This is a genomic window from Porphyromonas endodontalis (assembly GCF_052173515.1).
GTDB lineage: Bacteria > Bacteroidota > Bacteroidia > Bacteroidales > Porphyromonadaceae > Porphyromonas > Porphyromonas endodontalis_A.
Window position 1 is genome coordinate 25,646 of sequence record NZ_JBQMYL010000003.1, and the last position, 19,858, is coordinate 45,503.

At 48.4% G+C, this 19,858-nt stretch carries 13 protein-coding genes; 8 read left to right on the top strand and 5 right to left on the bottom strand.

Annotation, left to right across the window (positions count from 1 at the left end; all coding sequences use genetic code 11):
- Window positions 1-171 precede the first annotated feature (171 nt).
- From recO to ACTTHR_RS02100, 5 genes are all read right to left on the bottom strand, one after another.
- On the bottom strand, window positions 172-918 hold the full coding sequence (recO, locus tag ACTTHR_RS02080; protein WP_311141107.1) for a DNA repair protein RecO: 747 nt from the start codon (window positions 916-918) through the stop codon (window positions 172-174).
- 27 nt (window positions 919-945) lie between these two features.
- Window positions 946-1,980 carry a pyridoxal phosphate-dependent aminotransferase gene (locus ACTTHR_RS02085; protein ID WP_314942481.1) on the bottom strand — a complete coding sequence of 345 codons (1,035 nt, stop codon included), beginning with the start codon at window positions 1,978-1,980 and terminating at the stop codon, window positions 946-948.
- A 42-nt stretch (window positions 1,981-2,022) separates the two neighbouring features.
- Window positions 2,023-5,028, bottom strand: coding sequence for a glycoside hydrolase family 3 N-terminal domain-containing protein (locus ACTTHR_RS02090; protein ID WP_442605011.1), 3,006 nt, complete (start codon window positions 5,026-5,028; stop codon window positions 2,023-2,025).
- Between the two features lie 305 nt (window positions 5,029-5,333).
- On the bottom strand, window positions 5,334-6,788 hold the full coding sequence (locus ACTTHR_RS02095; protein ID WP_442605012.1) for a hypothetical protein: 1,455 nt from the start codon (window positions 6,786-6,788) through the stop codon (window positions 5,334-5,336).
- Window positions 6,789-6,880: 92 nt separating this feature from the next.
- Complete coding sequence (locus ACTTHR_RS02100) at window positions 6,881-7,129, bottom strand: hypothetical protein (protein WP_442605013.1); 249 nt, start codon at window positions 7,127-7,129, stop codon at window positions 6,881-6,883.
- Between the two features lie 480 nt (window positions 7,130-7,609).
- Here ACTTHR_RS02100 and ACTTHR_RS02105 point away from each other — a divergent pair, with 480 nt between their 5' ends.
- The 8 genes from ACTTHR_RS02105 to ACTTHR_RS02140 all read left to right on the top strand — a co-directional run bounded on the left by ACTTHR_RS02105 (window position 7,610) and on the right by ACTTHR_RS02140 (window position 19,599).
- The gene (locus tag ACTTHR_RS02105) at window positions 7,610-10,522 is read left to right on the top strand and encodes a hybrid sensor histidine kinase/response regulator transcription factor (RefSeq protein WP_442605014.1); all 2,913 of its coding nucleotides are present in this window, start codon (window positions 7,610-7,612) and stop codon (window positions 10,520-10,522) included.
- 430 nt (window positions 10,523-10,952) lie between these two features.
- A complete protein-coding gene (locus ACTTHR_RS02110; RefSeq protein ID WP_424777128.1) occupies window positions 10,953-12,515 on the top strand; it encodes a LysM peptidoglycan-binding domain-containing protein in 1,563 nt (520 codons plus the stop codon).
- Window positions 12,516-12,536: 21 nt separating this feature from the next.
- Window positions 12,537-13,211, top strand: a complete 675-nt coding sequence (locus ACTTHR_RS02115; RefSeq protein WP_424777127.1) for a porin family protein — start codon at window positions 12,537-12,539, stop codon at window positions 13,209-13,211.
- A gap of 21 nt (window positions 13,212-13,232) precedes the next feature.
- Complete coding sequence (locus ACTTHR_RS02120) at window positions 13,233-14,603, top strand: DUF3078 domain-containing protein (protein WP_442605015.1); 1,371 nt, start codon at window positions 13,233-13,235, stop codon at window positions 14,601-14,603.
- Window positions 14,604-14,706: 103 nt separating this feature from the next.
- Window positions 14,707-16,683, top strand: a complete 1,977-nt coding sequence (locus tag ACTTHR_RS02125) for an LptF/LptG family permease (RefSeq protein ID WP_442605016.1) — start codon at window positions 14,707-14,709, stop codon at window positions 16,681-16,683.
- Between the two features lie 12 nt (window positions 16,684-16,695).
- A complete protein-coding gene (locus ACTTHR_RS02130) occupies window positions 16,696-17,913 on the top strand; it encodes a bifunctional 3,4-dihydroxy-2-butanone-4-phosphate synthase/GTP cyclohydrolase II (protein WP_442605017.1) in 1,218 nt (405 codons plus the stop codon).
- Window positions 17,914-17,954: 41 nt separating this feature from the next.
- Window positions 17,955-18,743 carry a hypothetical protein gene (locus ACTTHR_RS02135; RefSeq protein ID WP_442605018.1) on the top strand — a complete coding sequence of 263 codons (789 nt, stop codon included), beginning with the start codon at window positions 17,955-17,957 and terminating at the stop codon, window positions 18,741-18,743.
- A 112-nt stretch (window positions 18,744-18,855) separates the two neighbouring features.
- The gene (locus tag ACTTHR_RS02140; RefSeq protein ID WP_442605019.1) at window positions 18,856-19,599 is read left to right on the top strand and encodes a DUF5020 family protein; all 744 of its coding nucleotides are present in this window, start codon (window positions 18,856-18,858) and stop codon (window positions 19,597-19,599) included.
- The last annotated feature ends 259 nt before the right edge of the window (window positions 19,600-19,858 follow it).

The window sequence follows — 19,858 nt, forward strand, 5'->3', positions numbered from 1 at the left end:
CTAAGAGGCTAAAAGGGCTTGGCCTTAGGTTAGTTTTAAGGGCGATAATTCAAGAGGGGACCTCTCCTACAAGGGCGTTCCTCAATCTCACCTCTAGTAGGAGATAACGAGCCTTAGCAACAACGAGCCGAGGCGGTATTCCCTCGAGGTTTCGTGGCAGGAGGCAGAGGCTTACGAGTGAAGGAGGGAGAGGATGGTGGGGGAGCTTAGTTCTCCGATAGGGGCATAATGCAGACGAAGGTAATCGAGAAGATAGGTTAGGATTCGCTGCCTCTCCTCCCGATGGAAGCGGAAGAGGTGCATATTTTGATAGTTAATGCGGCGGAAGTAACGCAGCGCCTTTGTCTCATGAATCGGAATGACGTGACTACTACGCAAGGGGTGCATTGTATAGGAGGCCTCTACTAGATCGAAGTAACCTTTAGGCTCCTGCTCCAGTACATCAGGGGGGAGAACTCCCAGGGGTTCCAATAGTCCAAATAAGAAGGTAATGGGGAAGTTGGCACAACTCTTCTCGCTCTCCTCTAGGGCCTCTATACTACGACTTATGTAACGATACACCTCGGGATCGGGAGGAGCGCTGCGCAAAATATGATAGAGAGCCTCAGCTAAGAAGTACGCAATATTTACCTTAATTTGGTCATACAGCATGAGGTTCAGACTCAGCCGGTAGTACTCGGCGTCGTCTATCTGTTGCAGGCCTCTTTGGAGGCGATGATCTGCCACAATGGAAAGTTCGGAAAGCGGGTGTACCATCCGCTGTAGCCGAGCCGTAGCCGAAGATCGACGATTAGAGGGAGAGGGTTTGGGTATCTTATAAGCTACCATCCCCTCCTCTTCTGTGAGGAGGTGTGCGATGGCAAACTTATCGTTGTACGCCCTTGTGGTAAGTACGATAGCGCGAGTGGATATGAGCATGAAAGCGACTCACACCAGAAGGATTCCTTAGGCTTGTTGCTCCAACCAGAGGGCAATAGCGTTGACTAGTTGATTGTTGCTCGCCTCGTCTAGTGAGGTGATACGAGCGTAGCTAGCGTCTAGTCCTGCAAAATTACTCGCATCCCGTATGAGCATATTGTGTTCCGTGGCTAGATACTCCTTGAGTGCAGCCGCTGTGCCTTTCTTCAGTTTAATGAGGAAGAATGTAGTAGTGCTGGGGAGGACATCAATCTCATTGAAGGCGCTGAGTTTGGTCATAAGCTCTTGGGCAGAGCGTTGCCACTTACGGATGGGGAGCGTGAATTGCGCCGGATGAATGAGGATGTACTTGGCAGCCTCTATGGCAATGCTATTGACAGACCAGGGAACGACCAATCTACGAATCACCTCCGAGTACTGACTGGGAGCTACAATATAGCCAATACGCAACCCCGGAATACCGTAGGCATGACTGAAACTCCAGAAGGAGATCAAATTGGGATGCGACTTACTATCACTTGGTTTTATCTTGTTTACCGTTGTGTAATTGGCATAGCACTGGTCAAGTATAAAGGTGACCTTGGGGTACTTATCAATGATGAGCATAAGCTCGGCATGCGATATAATATGCCCATCGGGGTTATTAGGAGTGGCTATATAGCAGACATCCACCTCGTCCAAAGGCCATTCGGAGATAGGCGTATTACCGGCAATCAGTCGCACCTCCGAGCGGTATAGACGAGCTGCATCCTCATACTCGGCGAAGGCCGGAGAGGGAATCAAGATGCGCTTCTCGGCAAAAGCTTCTGCAAGCAAATAGATAGCTTGAGTGGGGCCGTTGGTTACGATGATGGATTCCTCATTAAGCCCATGGCGCCGAGCGATCATTTTACGCAGCGTAGCCGCATCCGGCTCGGGGTAATGTCTCATACAATCTACCAACGAGCGGGATAGATGCTCGCCAAGCAGTGTGTGATCCGCACCGTACCATACGGTGTTGCTAAAGTTGAGGAAGGGCTTTTTGCCGTCGTTTAGGCGTTCGTCTCCGTGTCCGTTGATCATCTTATTTCTCGATCTAAAAGGGGAAAATAGGTATCTACTATGCTATGTTGTAGGGATGCTTTGGGCATCGATGGCGTTGATGGCAGCCTCCAGTAAACGAGGGCGCACCTTGAGCGAAATTAACTTCTTATTGAGCCGAGTGGGATAGGTGCGGTTGGATAGGAATACACACACCATCTCTCGTTTGGGATCTATCCATACAGAGCAACCCGTAAAGCCGGTATGACCATAGGTACCGGCAGAGGCATTGGAGGGGATTTGTGCGTTATTTTTTGTATTGTGGTCGAAGCCGAGAGATCGTCTCCCCTGCCGCCCTAGAGTGGTTACAAACTGCCGTACTACTTTGTGAGGAAGTATCTCTTTACCCCGATAGGAGCCATTGCAGCGAATCATCTCTGCCACTTGAGCAAGGTCTGTGGCGGTGGCGAATACCCCGGCATTGCCCGCAATCCCCCCTAATACGGCTGCGGACTCGTCGTCTACACTACCGCGCACAACGCCTCTAAGGGGGCATTTGGCTTGTGTGGGAGCAATCTCTTGTATATCCACCCCATGCGCAAGAGGATCGTAGGTGTAGTGCTCTAGGTGCATCGGCTTCGCTATCAATTGGGAGAGGTAACTATCGAGCGAAGAGCCCGATACTCTCTCTGCAATCATCCCAAGGAGAATAAAACTCACATCGGAGTAGCGATATACCCCGGGCGTCTTGAGGGGTGTTTGAGCGACTTTTTGCAGTACCGTATCACGAAATGATTGATGTATAAACTGACGCCCAAAGCGCAGGGTAAATCCATTCCCCTTCTCATCACGTACAAGGTTATCACGCCATTTGGCATTTGGATCTACCCATATATTTTCGTCAATCTGCACCCAATCCGGGCTATAAGCGTAAGAGAAATAGGAACCCGTGGTGAGGCTACTTGGCTCGATGAGCTGGAGATAAAAGTTGATGGTAGGGGTCAGCCCAGCTTGGTGGAGCAGTAGATCTTTGATGGAAATGGAACCGACACGAGAATCTGCCATCTCCGGGAGATGCTTGTCTACCCTATCTGTCAGCTTTATTTTTCCTTTGCCCACGAGATCCATAATCAGCGGCGTAGTACCAAAAGCCTTGGTTACGGAGGCTATATCAAAGAGTGTATTCTCGGTAACACGAGGGGAACGAGCCGACCCGTCTAGGGTACCAAAAGCGCGATTGTAGACTGTCTCTCCCTTATGAAGCACCACAACTTGGCAACCGGGGAAGGCTTTTCGCCTAAGGGCATCCTCTACAATACTATCGAGCGACGCAAAGGTACGAATGGGCTTTACGACCTCCGCATTTGAAGCGGTCTGCCCCTCTTTCTTTCCTCTAGGAGGGCGACAAATCTCCAAATCATCGGGCTCTATATTATAGTACCGAGCCACCACGGCGCGCAGAGCTTCGTCGTTCGACTCATAGGCTACGGCTACCACCTTGGCTTTTTTGAGAGCGGAGTGCCAAGAGGGGAGCTGATAGGGAGAAGCAAAAAGAGTAAAAACGACGCGCGTCTTTGCGGAGAGTTGCTCCACAAGTTGAGCCAACGTGCTACTATGTTTTGTATAGCAATTGACATAGACCAAAGAGCACTTGGAGAGAGCATCCAGAGCCTCAGAGTACGTTTTTCCGTTCTTATCTGCCAGCGTATAGTGAGCCTTCGGGGTGATGCCCATCTTGTGGAGTGCTGAAACAAATGCCGGTTTGGAGGAGCTGTTAAGATCCAGCACCCCTATGGAAATATCACCTTTACGACTCTGTGGGATTAGCTGCTCATCATCTCGCTCAATAGATATGGATTGATACCATAATTCATTAGCAAGATGGAGGGCTTTTGGGGTATTGAGGGAGGCATAAAAGGCGTCTCGGGATAGGTTAGGAAGCTGAGGTTGCTGTAGAGACTGCCCCATCAGTGCCCACTTATAAAGGAGTACTTTGCGGCAATGCTGCTCTATTTGCTTGCGAGAGAGCACACCTTGCTGCACGGCTGCCAGTATTTCCGCATGAGCCTTTACGGGGTCGGTGGGACCCAATAGGAGGTCATTGCCGGCAAGTAGGGCGCGTACACTAATCGGGGTTGCCCCACGTTGCTGCATCCCCTGCATCTGCATTCCGTCAGTAAAGATAAGCCCCGAGAAGCCCATTTCTTGCTGCAAGAGTTGGGTTGTAATGGCATAGCTAAGAGAAGCCGGAGTACCCGACTTATCGAGGGCAGGGACATTGAGATGCCCCACCATTACTCCGCCCAAACCGGCACGAAAGTAAGCAGCAAAGGGGGCTAGCTCAGTCTTCTCAAGCTCCGAGCGAGAGCCTTTGATCGTGGGGAGCGTCTTATGGGAGTCAAGAGCCGTATTGCCGTGCCCCGGGAAGTGCTTTGCCACGGAGAGCACCCTCCCCTCCTCCAGCCCACGAGAGTAGGCGAGGCTATAGTCAATTACATCTTGAGTCTTTTCTCCAAAACTTCGAGTGCCAATAACGGGATTCCTAGGATTGTTATTGACATCCACCACGGGAGCAAAGCTTACGTGTATACCTACAGTTTTGCATTGCTCTGCCATACTCCGCCCCCACTCTGTGATGAGACCGAGATCTCGTACATTGGCAAGAGCGCGATTGCGTGGGTAACGAATGGTATTGGATAGGCGCATGGCAAGTCCCCACTCAGCGTCTGCGGTGATAAGCAAAGGGAGCTTAGAGGTCTTGTTGAGGTGCTGAGTCATTAACCATTGGTCGTACACTTCGCCCTTTTGGAAGAGTATCCCCCCGGCGTGGCACCGAGCTACAACGCGCGTAGCCTCCGCCATCTGTGAAGCTCCACTAGAGGGATATATAATGGGGATAATAAGTTGCCCGATTTGCTCTTCTAGGCTCATGCTACGCATCCTCTCCTCTACTTCCCGCTCTCCGCCCCCTTGTGCGACGTTGGATAATAGCGAAGGAGAATAGGCTACACGCTGAGCAAGCGAGGCGCTCCCACCTACAATCAAGGCAAGAGCAAATGCCAAAATGGTAATGATTCGTTGCCAATTCATAAGTACAAAATTAGGCTGATTTTCCGACCTAGGCAAGAGCCGTCGCTCCGTGGGTCGGTCTCCTCCAGCTTATGCGTTGCCCTCGACCATGCCAAAAGCCACCGAAACCTTGATCAACCGGCATTTGGTTTTTCGGCTTCGGTGGCTTTATGATACTTTTCTATCTGGGGGCTGATCACCTCTTCAGCACCCTCTCTCTATCCACAATGTATACACGATCAAGAGAGGTGAGTGAATAGGATTTCGCCTCCCTCATTAGAGGAATCCCCCCTCTCCTGCCTAAAGTGGAGAGGGAGGAGCCTATTTTACTTCACAGGGTGGCGCTCTGGGTCGCTACCTACAACCATGACATACTTCTGCCCGTTAGCACTCTTTTGAAGGTAGCAGTGGGTGAGCATAGTCTTACCTCCAACCTTAGTAATAAGGTCGGCTTTGATGACAAACTTGATGGTCTTATAAGGCCATGCCTTTTCCTTTACTTCCTCCCATTTATTACTATGGTAGATTACTTTTACAAACTCATCACCTCGGTGCCCGGCCAGTTCACGCCCAGCAGCATCGCCCCCATTCTTGATCTCTGCAGAGACGCTCACGCCCTTAGGCATAGACACAGCCGGTACATTGCCCATGCGTACAGCACCCATTATCTTGCCAACCTCTCCGTCTGCCGTCCAGCGCGTGTAGAGCATAGTTGCTTTGCGTGCCTTAGGATCGGAGGATTCCTTCTTATCCCAATCCTTGTGCTGAGTAAGGATCTGATTATAGAGCTCCGTACCCATCAGATAGTACTGGGCACGAAGAGCGGGATCTTTCTGACAGAAGGCATCGTTCTCCTCTACCTTGTTGAAGCAATCAATAACACGGTCGGCAATGAGATCGAAGTCCACCACATTGCAAGCCATGTTAAACATGATTCGCTCACGCTCGAAGCGCAGCTTTTCGTACTCCATTGCTGGGAGCACGATACCAAGCTTGGCATCAAGTATACCTTTATAGTCATCGCAAGTTTCGGGCTTTACCCCCACACTCGCCCTCATTATCGGACTTAAATAAGCTAGTAGTAGAGCAAGTTTATCCACGGCAATGTCGCTATTGGGATCTGCAAAGAAGGCTGCCGCAAAGGGATAGCGGAAAGCATCATCGCAGTAGATACCCATCTTCTCGCCCGCGGGAGTAAGGAGCTCGGCGTTCTCTTTCTCGTCATAAATAAAAGGCGAGAAATCGACGCTGGCCCCCGGTCTCTTGCTAAGAACCTTACGTATCATGTCAAGATTGACGTTATATCCAATGAGCACATCGTTGCCTAGCCCATACATCATCGGATATTTATAGTAGGGCTGCAACGGGAAGTACTTCGGGTCAAGATGCTCATAGGCAGCGTGTATCTGTGCAAAAGAGCGGGTAGAACGACGCCACACTTCATCATTCGAAGCGTCGGGGTCGGCGGCAAGAGCCTCTTCCGAAGGCTTATAATTTTGCTTATAAAGGGTCTCAAGGCTACTACCTCCGCTATTACTTGAGGATTTCGATGTGGAGATTCCTGTTTTTTCTTCCACCTTCTCCTCGGCCTTCTTTTTACCCTTTTCTTCTGCTTTATCCACCGCATCATTAGCTGTAGACTCCACTTTGTTCTTCACTTTCTGCTCCACGTTCTTCTTAGCATTCTTAAGAATGCCTCCGATTTGTGCCTCAGCTGGCACGCCGAAAGCACATGCCAATGCAATGGATGCCGAAAGTGCAATGATTCTGTTTTTCTTCATCTTGTCATGGTACCTCTCCTTTACTCCTAAATTAAGGGGAACGCCGTATCAGAGGCTTGGGCGTTGGGGGTGATAAATTAATGTCTTATACTCTATGCCTTCTTTCGTCCTCCCCCTGAACGATGGAAAAACGTACGAATGCGCTGCCATAATGTGGGCTTTCGCAATGATTTGGGAGCCTGGATCTCAGGACGAAGACAATTTCTCTGGCACTGATTACGGCGGTCGAATTCGGCATCTATCATCTCACGCACCATATCAAGCAACTGCATACGATCTTCCATATGCTGCAAGCCCTCTTGTTGTCGCCGACTAAGGTTGTCATCTGATTGCTGCTTCATTTTTCTTTTCTCTTACTTACGTCAACCGACGCTCAAAGAAAAGAAAGCTGCCGACCGACTCGTGTTTTATCATCATATCTCTGCCCACAAAGTTACATATTTGACAAAGAAGAAACATTGCAAAATCAATCAAAAATCTTGCGATATCGTGCATTCTTCATGTAAAAGATCTTACAAAATCGTGCATAACGTACACCTCAAACATCTATATACAAGAGAGTTAGCAGTGACAGATTTACTCCTCTTGACAATCGTTCTTTTTCGAGAGTTTCGTAGGATGATTTTCCTCTTGGTAGAAGAGAAGAAAGAGAACGAACCTCCACCCTTTCGACCTAAAAAGCACAATCCTTTCGCCGAAAAATGAGAAAGAAAAGGACGTATAAAACATCGTCTTCAGACTAAGAAAAATCCAGAAAACGTTTTGCTATTCGATATTAAACATGCATCTTTGCAGAAGATTTTAATCCCACAGAGGCATCTATGGAAAGAGAAAGACTTGATGAGCTCGGCTATGAAAAAATACAAATCCCCCTTCACAAGCCACTCACATTCATAAAGAAACAGAAGAAAATCAACCAATTAGCAACAAACATACTCGGGTTACTTATTCTCATTTCTTTCTCCATTGTCTCCTGTAAAAAGGAAGCTATATCTTTTACTCCCGAGGAACGAGAGGAGGTAGACAAGCTCGTTCTCTCTACACATAGTGTTGATTCGCTCATCCTTCTACAGAAGAAACTACAAAACGAAGGCAACCGGCTCGGCAGCATCGTTGCCCTTAGGGAGTTGGGCAAGGCTCTACGTAGGGAAAGTCGTTTTGACGAGGCTCTAAGTGCCCATAGCGAGGGACTACGCCAAGCGGAGGCTATCGGGGACACACTAGAGTGGATACAAGCTCTGAACAATACCGCTACAGACTATCGTAGAATGGGAGTACTTGACGTAGCACAAGAATACCATTACAGCGCATGGATACTGAGCAAGGAGAGCTCAGACACCTCCTCTGTTGCTAAAAAAAACCAAGTAGTATCCCTCAATGGGCTGGGCAATATCTACATGACCTTAGGCAATTACGATCGTGCCGATAGTGTACTACGCCTGGCATTAGCGGGGGAACGAGCATTACAGAGTGCGGTGGGGCAAGCCATTAACTACTCCAATCTCGGCTCCATCTTCGAGCGCCGCGGAGAGACTGACTCTGCCTTACTCTACTACCAAAAGTCAATGGCTCTCAACAAAGAGGTGAACAACGAACTCGGTATATCGCTCTGCCATACCTACTTCGGATCACTTTACGAAAAAACACAGCAGTACGACGAGGCCATGAAAGAGTACGAAGCTGCCTACGAACTGATGAAAGACTCGAAGGACGAATGGCATGCAATCAACTCCCTCATAGCCCTTGCCGGACTTTGTTATGCCACCGGCAAGGAAGAAAAAGAGATGGAGTTCCTCAGCAAAGCTAAGGCAATGGCCGATCGCATCAAGTCTCCGGAGCATCAAGCAAGGATACATACCCTATACTATAAGCACTACAAACATGTCGGAGACTACCGATCGGCGTTGGCATCCTACGAACAGGCCGTTGCTATGCAAGACAGCGTGTTGGATATGGAGAAGATGAACCGAATCCAAAACACAAGTCTAAAGATTGAGCGCAACCGCCAAACGAGGCAGATGGGCGAGGCACGGCAGAAGTTGGAGCAGGAACGCACCATGCGTTACGTTGGCTTCGCCATCCTGGGGCTTATACTACTTATCTTAGCAGGACTGCTGGCGATGCTACTTTACACCAACCGACTACGCCGTCGCAACCACCTGACTTTGAAAAGAATATCCGCATTGCGTGAGGTGTTCTTCACTAATATCACCCATGAGTTTCGTACTCCACTCACCGTCATACTTGGGCTAAGCCACGATCTCCAAGAGTGTGCAGATTCTCCCACAGAGATTACTGAAAAGGCAAAAGTTATTGAGCGACAAGGCAACGGATTGCTCACACTCATCAACCAACTCCTCGACATCTCCAAGATCAAATCGTCGGTAGGCAACCCCGACTGGCGCTGTGGCAATATCTCGGCCTTCCTCAGTATGATTGCGGAAAGCTATCACGACTTCGCCCTCAGCCGCAACATTGATCTACAATTTTTCTCGAAAGACGACGATGTAGAGATGGACTTTGTCCCCGACTATGTGGTGAAGGTTATGAACAATCTTCTGTCCAATGCCTTCAAATTCACCCCCGAATATGGGAAGGTGAGTGTGGTCGTATGGCGCGAAGGAGATCTGTTGCAAATCGAAGTATCGGATACAGGAAAAGGAATTGACCCAGAGGCATTGGCTTACATCTTCGAGCCATTTTATCAAGCAGAAAGCGACGTACACCATATAGGTACAGGCGTAGGATTAGCCCTTGTCAAGCAAATAATGGATGCCATAGATGGCAAGATAACGGTAGAAAGCGCACAGGGGAAGGGTACTACTTTCTATATCAGTGTGCCCATTCACAACTATTGCCAGCAGCATCTATCTGACGAGATGGAATACAATCGGCCCTTTCTGCCCGAAGGCACAGAACCCCTTGAGGATAGCGCTCCAGAGGACAGCCGCTGCCATCTACTCATCGTTGAAGACAACCGCGATATCGCTGCCTACATCGGCTCTCAGCTTGCAAACCATTATGCCATATCCTATGCCGCCAATGGGTTAGAAGGCTTAGAAAAGGCACAAGAACTGGTGCCCGACCTAATCATTACCGACCTAATGATGCCCGAAATGGATGGGCTGGAGCTATGCCGGCAAGTGCGCAAAAATGAAATTATTAGCCACATACCTATCATTGTAGTAACGGCTAAGATATCAGAAGAGGAGCGTATCAAAGGGATAGAAGCCGGAGCAGATGCCTACCTCGCCAAGCCATTCAACAGCGACGAGCTACGCACCCGAGTGGAAAAACTACTCGAGGGACGACGTCTCTTGCAGGAGAAATTCATGCAAACTGTGATAGAATCTAAGGAAAATAGAGAGGAGAAGACTACCCAACCCGATGAATCCGACCTCCGATTCCTTACCAAGATAACAGATACTGTCTACCTGCAACTCAACCGCCACAAGGAGGTCAATGTTTCGCTCATCGCCTCAAACATGTGCATGAGTAGCAGTCAGTTCTATCGTAAACTGGTAGCTCTTACAGGCTATACACCCGCCGCTTATATCCAACGTATCAAGATCAAAAAAGCGAAGATCCTACTAGACGGAGATCCGAACATAAGTTTTTCGGAAGTGGCAGATCAATGTGGCTTCAACAACTATTCTAACTTTGTACGGGCTTTCAAGAATGTCTGTGGTATTACTCCCTCCGACTACAAAAAGGATGTGAATTCTAGTCTGTAGACGATTGTTTTCGACACCTCCCCTTTTATCCACCACCCCAAGAGACAAGAGGAGATAAAGGGGAAGTGAAAGGAGGGAGCCCGCGCGACCTGAGATATTCTTCTCTCTCAGCAACACAAAAGTATTGCCTAATTTCTCAAAAAGTACAGGGCAGAAACGCGCTCCATTTTCAGCCAAAAAAGAAATAATTCTAGGGCAGAAACCTTTTTATTTCTGCCCTATTTATTTTTCATTTCTCCCTACATTTTTCTATTCCTCTAACCACCTCGCCCACACAGCATGGATAAATCCCTATCCATCAGCGGACTAGAGAAATATCAACAAAGAATCAAAAAGCGGGAACAGACTCAACTAAAAGGGGAAAAGAAGGCTCTTTGCTCAGTGATTAGTATCTTTGCCAAATCGTATAGGTAACTAGAGTAAACTAGATATGAAAACAACCCTACTGAGAGGTGTCAGGCAGTCACTTTTCCTCCTAACCTTCTTTGTGACACTTTCTTTCTCGTGCACGTGGCTTTCTGCCCAAACAGCAAAAACATACGTCCATATAGTACAAGAAAAAGAGACGGTATACTCTATCTCTCGCCGATATAAAGTCTCCGAAGAGGATATATATAGACTCAACCCCGGTTCTGAGTATGGTATTCGTATCGGAGAACGCTTACAAATACCTTCTCCACAAAAGACCGAATCGGAGAAAACACAAAAGCAACCTTCTACCACCTCCGGCGCACAAGCAAACCAACATGTAGTGCAGAGTGGGGACACTCTTTACGCTATTGCTCGCCGGTATGGCACTACAGTACCTGCCCTCCTAAAACTAAATCCGGGATTGGAAGCGGATCAAATTGCCGTGGGTAGAGTAATCAATATTGCCCCTTCCACCTCCGGAAATAAAACAATTCAAAAGCAAACTACTCCTACAAAAACCCAGGAGCAAACCCAAACTAACAAGGCTCACATTGCCCTATTGCTACCTATTGGCAAGAATGGTCCGGCACGCTATATCCACTTCTACGAAGGCTTTTTGATGGGGCTTCTGAAACTCAAAGAGGGAGGGCTCTCCGCTCGCGTTGATACGTATCATGCCGAAAACGAGCAAGCCATACAGCAGCTTATTGATGAAGGGAAGCTCGATCCCTGCAACATCATCATAGGGGGGCACACAGACGGCACTACCCGACTTCTAGGTCGCTATGTAGGAGGACGGAATGCCATTTACATCTCCCCCTTTATTGCCCAAAGCCATTCTAACCAATACCCCAATACGGTATATCAACTCAATCCCGACCAGAAAGATCTCTACCCCTACCTATCCCTTGCCTTTGCCGACAAGGCGCATGGCCGTAGGATTGTATTTGTGGAGCACCCATCGGGCAACCACATCCCCGTTATCAACGCCCTCAAACGACGTCTAGACAAAGAGAATGTCCCCTACAAAGTATGTAGCTTCTATGATGCCAAATCAGGCAATTGGAACTTTGAAAAAGACAATAAAGAAACCATCATTATGCTCAATGATGGGCGTCTAGAGCCGACTCAGATGGTGATCAAATCCATTGAAAAAACCTTTGGGGGCTCTTCTCATATTCATCTTTTCGGTTACCCAGAGTGGCAATCGTACGGATCTGACTTCCTGAAAAAAATAGGAGCCCTAGAGAGCTCTATTTACTCCTCTTTCTACTTCGACGAGACCCAAACAGAAAACATGCAGTTTGCCAAAGAGTATGGAAAATGGTTCAATGGGACTCGCCTCGACGGCTACCCCAAGTATGCCGTTTTGGGCTATGATGTAGCACGATACTTTGTACAAGCTTGGACTTGGCACGGCATACAGATACCTCAAGCCTTCGGAGAAATCCCTCATGATGGCTTGCAGAGTGACTTTGTATTCCGCAAAGCCGATGGAGAAAATCACTTCACGAGCGTGGGACTTTTCTTTATCAATTACTCTGCCAATGGCGTAGGTACACGCCATAAGGTTATATTCTAGCCCCAGCCCAAGAGCCGAGATATGTCTCTATTTCGCACAATTCGCATCGGGGTCTTTGCCCTAGGTACGTTTTTTTCTCTCTCAGCTCAAACTCAAACCCCGAGCATTGTAGATCCCTCCTTACACCTTGGCGGCTCTTTGGGTATGACCTTCTCTCAGGTCGCTTTTATGCCTAATGTGCTCCAAGGCATCTGCATGGGACCAACAATTGGGGCCTCTGTTTCAGTAGAGAATAGTCCCTATACAGCCCTATCTCTTGAGCTTAACTACGCACAAAGAGGTTGGACAGAACGTTACTCCGCATCACGTGCAGGCACTGCCTATACACGCCGGTTACACTTTGTCGAGATGCCTCTCCTATGCCAACTTTTTTACCCCATAGGCAGGGTACGTCTAGGGCTTAAAGTGGGGCCACAAATCGGGTATATGCTGGGGGAGAAAAGTCATGCCCAAGGAGACTCATTCACCGAAGGCGAAACATTACGACACTCTATAGCAACCTCCCACCGCTTTGCTTGGGGGGTGATAGGAGGGCCTCTTGTCGCTCTTACTATTGGTCAGCACCGCATCGAACTAGAGGGACGTTTTTACTACGGATTCAACGATATTTTCAATACCACCGTATCCGACCCCTACAGCAAAGCAAGCGAAACGGCAGGCGTTGCCAAGGTTTCTTACTTATTCAGACTACTCTAGAAAGGAAAATTTTCTCACCCAATGAAACGAAATATATTGCGCTCGTTGCTCCTTTGTACTGCATTTTTTGGAACAACGATACTGACCTTCACCACTCCCTCCCTTGCTTATGCACAAGAGCCTGTAACATCAGATTCTCTCTACCAACGACCGGAGCAATCGCCCCAAATAGAGGAAGATACGGAAGAAAGTAGGGTCATTCCCATTCCGAAACCGCCCTACCGATCCTGGCTTGCAGGCTGGTTTTCCATGTCTCCCTCCACACGTCCGGCTCAGCTCCGGCATGAGTACACGACACGCCTACAGCCCATCCCTTTTACCCATCTCTCTGTAGCCAATCCCCTAAAACAACCTAGAGGGATAGAGTCTATGGTCGAAGGGCATAATCTTGATGAAGAACTCTTTCAACAGATCCAATCTCGCTACCCTCGAATTTTCCGCGAGACGCATACAGACTTGGAGTCACACCGCATAACAGCAGAGAAGATTGCGGTAGCAAGTGTAGCCATTGGAGAAACCCCTAGCGTAGGAGTATTAGACAAAGATCCCCTATCCGGTCTGAGACGTTTTATGGCTCCGCGCAAGTATTGGACCCCGGGATGGAATAGTGTTATTCAGTTCTCTCAAAACTATATCTCCAGCAATTGGCATAAAGGGGGGAGCAGCAATCTCAACCTCTATAGTCGTCAATTCTTCAAACTCGACTACAAGAAGGAAAAACTCTCTTGGAATAATGAACTGGAGTGGCGGCTGAGTATTTTCACGAGTCCCTCGGATACAGTGGGACGCTACCGCATAGCAGACGATCTTGTCCGCCTCCATAGCAACCTTGGTATCCAAGCCGTAAAGAATCTCTTCTATACCCTAGATGCCGAAATACGTACGCAAGCATTTAACATGCGAGAGGAGAATAAAACACTGGCTCTAAGCGGCCCCCTCTCTCCCATCGTTGCAACAGTGGGGCTTGGTCTCAAGTATGTCTACGACCATAAGTCGAGCACTCACTATGGCCGTAAGGCTCGCTTCGAAGTTAATCTAGCCCCTATTGCCTACGACTTCCGCTGGACACAACGCCGTGATATAGACCTAGCTCGCCACGGTTTTAAGGACGGAAAGACGCTCTACTCCGCCATTGGTTCAATGCTCCGAGCCGACCTCACCTGGGACATCTCGCAGAGCTTCCGTTGGCAGTCTCGCTTCTACTACAATACAAGTTACAAGCGTGTAGAAACAGAATGGGAGAATGCCCTCATCTTTGCCTTCTCCAAATTTTTCTCAACACGAGTGAATCTACATCTTCGCTTCGATGATGCTGCATCTCACGGAGCGGATTTAATGTCGCGCATACAGGTTAATCAGCTCTTGAGTTTTGGGTTTGAGATGAATATCTAATCCCCATACCACACCTCAAGACTATGGTTTTTAGAGACATACGATAGTAAGAGGTGGTCAGCATTTGTTGTACTTTTGTAGGACGTATTGGAATTAGAACAAGATGAAGATAGCCCCCCCCAAGCGGATGTACACGTACATAATCCAGCAGTTCATGCCCTTGCTGGTTATGACTTTTGTAATCTGCTGGTTTGTCGTACTGATGCAAATGCTTTGGTCTCGTGCCGACGAAATCGTAGGGCGAGGGCTCGATACTTGGGTTCTTATCCAGTTGCTTTTCCATGCTGCCGTAATGGCACTCCCCACGGCAACTCCGCTAGGGATTTTGCTCGCCTCCGTGATGACTTTTGGAGGCTTGGGCGAGCGTCTCGAACTGCTTGCTATGAAAAGCGCAGGCGTCCCCCTATATCGCATCATGTCTCCCCTCTTTGTTGTGGGTATTACTATTGGGTTAGCTCTTTTTGTCTACCTCAATACGGCCATGATGGACGCCCAAGTAAAGTTCTTCCAGATCATCTTTTCGGCACAACAATCACGCCCCGATTTGGAAATTCCCCAAGGAGTTTTCTACAATCAGATACCCGGATATAGTCTATTTGTCAAGAAAAAAGATCATGAAAATCGCACTCTACACGAACTCATGATCTATGATTTCTCCAGAGGGAGCAGCCAACCACGGATCGTACTGGCAGACTCAGGGAAATTGCAAATGGACGCCTCCAAAACCTTCCTTACCCTTGATCTCTACCAGGGAGAGAGCTTTGAGCAACTTTCTCAAGGCTCATTCTTCGAAGGCTCTGGTAGCGCCTCCTCTTTCGACAGAGACCTGCCCGCCTCCTACCTCAAGGAGCATTTTTCGCATAAACGCATTGTTATTTGGTTTGATACCAACTTCAAAATGATTGACGATGAAGGGCTGCGCAGTCAATTCGTAGGGAAAAACCTTTTGCAACTCAATCGCTATATCCGAGATACTGCCATATACAACCTCGATAGTGTAGGCCGCAGCAATGCCCGAGAGGCACTCTCCGGTTCGTTGGCCGATAGGTACACCCAAACAAGTATCCGCCCCTTAGATCCCTCTCCGGAGGCGAAGCAACATTTGCAAGCCTTGGAGCAAGGAGCAAAGCGGCAGCAAATAACGCTCGATAGTCTCTACCGCATGGCAAGCCCCGAGCAGCTAGAGACGGCTCTCAAAAACGCCTCCGAAAAGCTGCACAACATGACAGAACTTGCCACCTTCTGGGATGGTGCCTATCAAGCCGAGGCGTACAACTTCCGTTCACACAGCCAAGAGCGCCACCGCAAGTTCACGTTCCCTGTGGCGTGTATTGTGTTCTTTTTCATTGGAGTTCCCCTAGGAGCACTCATTCGCAAAGGGGGCATTGGAATGCCTATGGTAGCTAGCATCTTGCTCTTTGTTGTCTATTATATGATAGACACTCTGGGCTTCAACCTGAGCTACAACGGCACTTGGCCCACTTGGTTGGGGATGTGGTTTTCTACCTTTATACTCCTACCCATCGGAGCCTTCCTCACCTACGAAGCCTCCCGAGACTCCGTGGCTCTCAACCTTGACGAGCTGATGTTCCGACTCAAAAAGTTTCTGCGTCCGGAGCGTATCCGCAATATCATTCCCAAAGAACTTATCCTCAACTACGTCTCCACCGAGGAGGCAAAAAAACTGATCTCAACGGCTCAAGACAAAATGCAAGAGGTGGCAAAGAATCCGTTCTTTACCCATCGCCGTATTGGGTTTTCGACCTTGTCTCAACTCAATAGAGACTATGGTCAGACCTCACGAAGCCTCGATCGCTTGGTAGATCGTCTCGTAGACACAGACAATAGATTGGTCTTGGCCAAACTAATGGATCTACCGCAATTGCCTCGCCTTTTCGCCCCTCTACTCCCCAAGAAAAAAGCAATATATATTGTTTTATTGGGCATCTTACCCTTATCTTTGCCTTACGTTTGGTATTTATTAAGGCGACGCAAAGTGCTTTTGGAGCAATGGGAGCTATGCAGGCGTACCCTAGACGAACTTGCCAATATATACGAAACCACAAATAAAGAAGAATAATAAACCACATCTATGGATAGCTATAAATTGAACACAATTGAGGAGGCTCTCGCAGACTTTAAGGAAGGAAAGTTTGTGATTGTAGTGGATGACGAAGATCGTGAAAACGAAGGCGACTTCATCACTGCAGCCGAAACCATAACCCCCGAAAAGGTAAACTTTATGATGCGTTACGGACGGGGAGTACTCTGCACACCCATCAGCGAAGAGGTAGCTTCGCACCTTGAGCTTGATATGCAGGTACACGACAATACAAGCCTACACGAGACACCCTTTACCGTTACAGTAGATCTTATCGGGCATGGCTGCACTACGGGGGTTTCGATGTACGACAGAGCACAAACCATCCTAGCTCTAGCCGACCCCAAGACTCAACCTACAGATTTGGCTCGCCCCGGGCATGTGAATCCTCTTCGTGCGCGCTCTCGTGGGGTACTTCGCCGTGCCGGGCATACCGAGGCTGCCATAGACCTCGCTCGCCTCTCGGGCATGCAACCTGTAGCAGCCCTCATAGAAATCATCAACGAAGATGGTACAATGGCTCGTCTCCCTCAGCTCGTGGAGGTAGCCAAGCAATGGGATATGAAGATCATCACCATCAAAGATCTCATTGCCTACCGACTACAAAAGGAGTCGCTCGTGGAGCGTGGAGTGGAAGTACATATGCCTACGGAGTATGGGGACTTCCGTCTCATCCCATTCCGTCAGAAGTCTAATGGCATGGAACACGTTGCCCTATTCAAAGGCGAGTGGAGCAAAGACGAACCGATACTTGTACGTATGCACTCCTCGTGCGCTACGGGCGATATATTTGGTTCTAAGCGTTGCGACTGTGGAGAGCAGCTCCATCGTGCCATGCAACTCATAGAGAAAGAGGGGAAAGGTATGGTCGTATACCTCAACCAAGAGGGGCGTGGCATTGGCCTCATGGAGAAGATGAAAGCCTACAAACTACAAGAGAATGGGATGGATACGGTTGATGCCAATCTACACCTCGGGCACGCTGCCGACGAGCGCGACTATGGCGTGGGAGCACAGATCTTGCGCGAGCTAGGGGTGGGTAAAATGCGGCTTATCACCAACAACCCCGTTAAGCGTGTGGGGATCGAAAGCTATGGGCTAGAGGTGGTAGAGAATGTTCCTATCGAAATCGAACCCAACCCCTACAATACGACCTATCTTCGCACCAAAAAAGAGCGAATGGGGCATAAATTGCACAACATAAAGTAAGCAAAGACAACTCTATAAATACTGATTAAAATATCAACGTTATGCGCAAACTAATTATCACTCTCGCTACAATGGTAGCAGCAATTGCCATGTTGCATGCTCAGAAGGAGGATATTCGTCTGAAGCTTCAACCCGGACAAAAGATCCCCCTCCGCTACCAACAAGTAATGGATCAAGAGGTGGCATTTGGTGGACAAACCATGAAATCGAAAACAACGATTCGCTCCGAATTTGCTTTCTCTGTCGTATCCCTCAATGGCGAAAACCTTATCATTGATGCGATCGTCAACCGCTCAGATCTAGAGGTAAAAGGCGATCAAGGCAATATTACTGCAAGCTCTTCCGATGACACAGATACCCAGTATAACAAAGAGCTGAAGGCCGTTACCGGTAAGGTAGTACGAGCAGAAGTAACCCCTTACTTCGAGCTTGTAGGGGAGCCTAAAGCTCTAGACGAGAGCGTATCTCCTGAGACAGCAAAGAAAGTATTCGAAGCTGTTTCGAGCACACTCTCCGGCTTATATCCCAAACAAGCCGTAGCCCAAGGCGACACTTGGGAGGATACGGTATTCGGTGACAATAAAGCCAAATCTACGCTTACCCTTATAGGCGATAACTCCTACGTAATTGACTCGAAGCTCGAAGCTGAGCAGTCTATGCAGGGCATAACCCTCTCGGGTAGCGGTCTCTTCAACTACGAGATTCACAAAGCTACCGGAGCTCCCATCTATGGACTTCTCACCCTCCCTCTATCAGGTACTATGGCAGCACAAGGCACCATGGTGAATGTAAAAATCAACATTACGGGTAGCTTCGAATTCATGCAATAAGCCTCACAAGGCCTTTAAGAGAGAAAGATACATCTCTCCCGAGAGGGAGGGATGTACCTTTTTTTTTATCCGTATCACAAACTTCTATTACGCACAACTTACAATCATTCCGATGAAAAGACATCTACTATATAGTCTTCTCGCAATACTTGCTTGGTGCAGTACCGGGCTTGTAAATGCTCAAAACCTACAATTCCACTACGACCTCGGGCGGTATCTATACCCCGAGACGCAAATGGCTCGCCCCACCATTACGGCGACTATTGAGCAACAAAGTATAGATCGCTTTGGCGATACCTTTTACTTTGTCGACATGAGTTTTTTGCAGCAGGGTGCTGTAAGTGCCAATTGGAAGTTCATGCGCAACCTTCGCTTTTGGCAGGCCCCTGTTGCTTGGCACGTACGCTACGATGGGGGGCTCCGCTTCGTCAATGCCAACCAAAGTAATGCAGCCATCTCCATGAACGACGCCTTTATGACCGGAGGCTCGTACACCTACCTCAGAGGCGACCGACGCCTAATGCTCAGTGCCGCCCTACTCTATAAGTATATCCGCCTCACGCCTCAGCCCCACAATTTCGAACTTTGTACGGTATGGAAGTATGCTCCCGGGGATGGGCTTTTCTCGGCTACTGGATTCATCAGCTTTTGGCAACAAGCCGACAAAAGACCCGGATGGAACACTCGCTTTAAGCTAATGATGCAACCCCAGTTTTGGTGCAACCTCAATAAATTGGAGGCTATACCCAACGATATTAACCTTAGCATCGGCTCCGAGATCCGCATCTCACGCAATGTAGATGCTCCTCAATGGATCGTAACTCCTACGCTGGCTCTCAAGTGGAGCTTCCGCTAAGGTCTCCCCTCTTATCCCCTCGCCCTACAACTTCGCTCGCAGCTCTCCTCTTTTGGGGTGTTGGTGGGCGAAGTTTTTTTATGTGGTCCCATGCGTCAGAAACTGCAGCTGAAATAAAAAAAGAATCTAGCTAGAAATGCACTTGGGAATCAGCTGGTTTTTGAAAAAATCTTGTCCTACAAATTATTTGTTTCTAGGCAGAATCCTATCCGAAACAGGTCTATATAGAAAATATCAATAATGCTAGATGATTTCATCT

Excerpts from the sequence above, each read along its gene's own strand:
- ACTTHR_RS02130 (WP_442605017.1), top strand. The coding sequence starts at position 16,696 with ATGGATAGCTATAAATTGAACACAATTGAGGAGGCTCTCGCAGACTTT.
- ACTTHR_RS02095 (WP_442605012.1), bottom strand. The coding sequence starts at position 6,788 with ATGAAGAAAAACAGAATCATTGCACTTTCGGCATCCATTGCATTGGCA.
- ACTTHR_RS02120 (WP_442605015.1), top strand. The coding sequence starts at position 13,233 with ATGAAACGAAATATATTGCGCTCGTTGCTCCTTTGTACTGCATTTTTT.
- ACTTHR_RS02105 (WP_442605014.1), top strand. The coding sequence starts at position 7,610 with ATGGAAAGAGAAAGACTTGATGAGCTCGGCTATGAAAAAATACAAATC.
- ACTTHR_RS02100 (WP_442605013.1), bottom strand. The coding sequence starts at position 7,129 with ATGAAGCAGCAATCAGATGACAACCTTAGTCGGCGACAACAAGAGGGC.
- recO (WP_311141107.1), bottom strand. The coding sequence starts at position 918 with ATGCTCATATCCACTCGCGCTATCGTACTTACCACAAGGGCGTACAAC.
- ACTTHR_RS02140 (WP_442605019.1), top strand. The coding sequence starts at position 18,856 with ATGAAAAGACATCTACTATATAGTCTTCTCGCAATACTTGCTTGGTGC.
- ACTTHR_RS02125 (WP_442605016.1), top strand. The coding sequence starts at position 14,707 with ATGAAGATAGCCCCCCCCAAGCGGATGTACACGTACATAATCCAGCAG.
- ACTTHR_RS02085 (WP_314942481.1), bottom strand. The coding sequence starts at position 1,980 with ATGATCAACGGACACGGAGACGAACGCCTAAACGACGGCAAAAAGCCC.
- ACTTHR_RS02115 (WP_424777127.1), top strand. The coding sequence starts at position 12,537 with ATGTCTCTATTTCGCACAATTCGCATCGGGGTCTTTGCCCTAGGTACG.
- ACTTHR_RS02135 (WP_442605018.1), top strand. The coding sequence starts at position 17,955 with ATGCGCAAACTAATTATCACTCTCGCTACAATGGTAGCAGCAATTGCC.
- ACTTHR_RS02090 (WP_442605011.1), bottom strand. The coding sequence starts at position 5,028 with ATGAATTGGCAACGAATCATTACCATTTTGGCATTTGCTCTTGCCTTG.
- ACTTHR_RS02110 (WP_424777128.1), top strand. The coding sequence starts at position 10,953 with ATGAAAACAACCCTACTGAGAGGTGTCAGGCAGTCACTTTTCCTCCTA.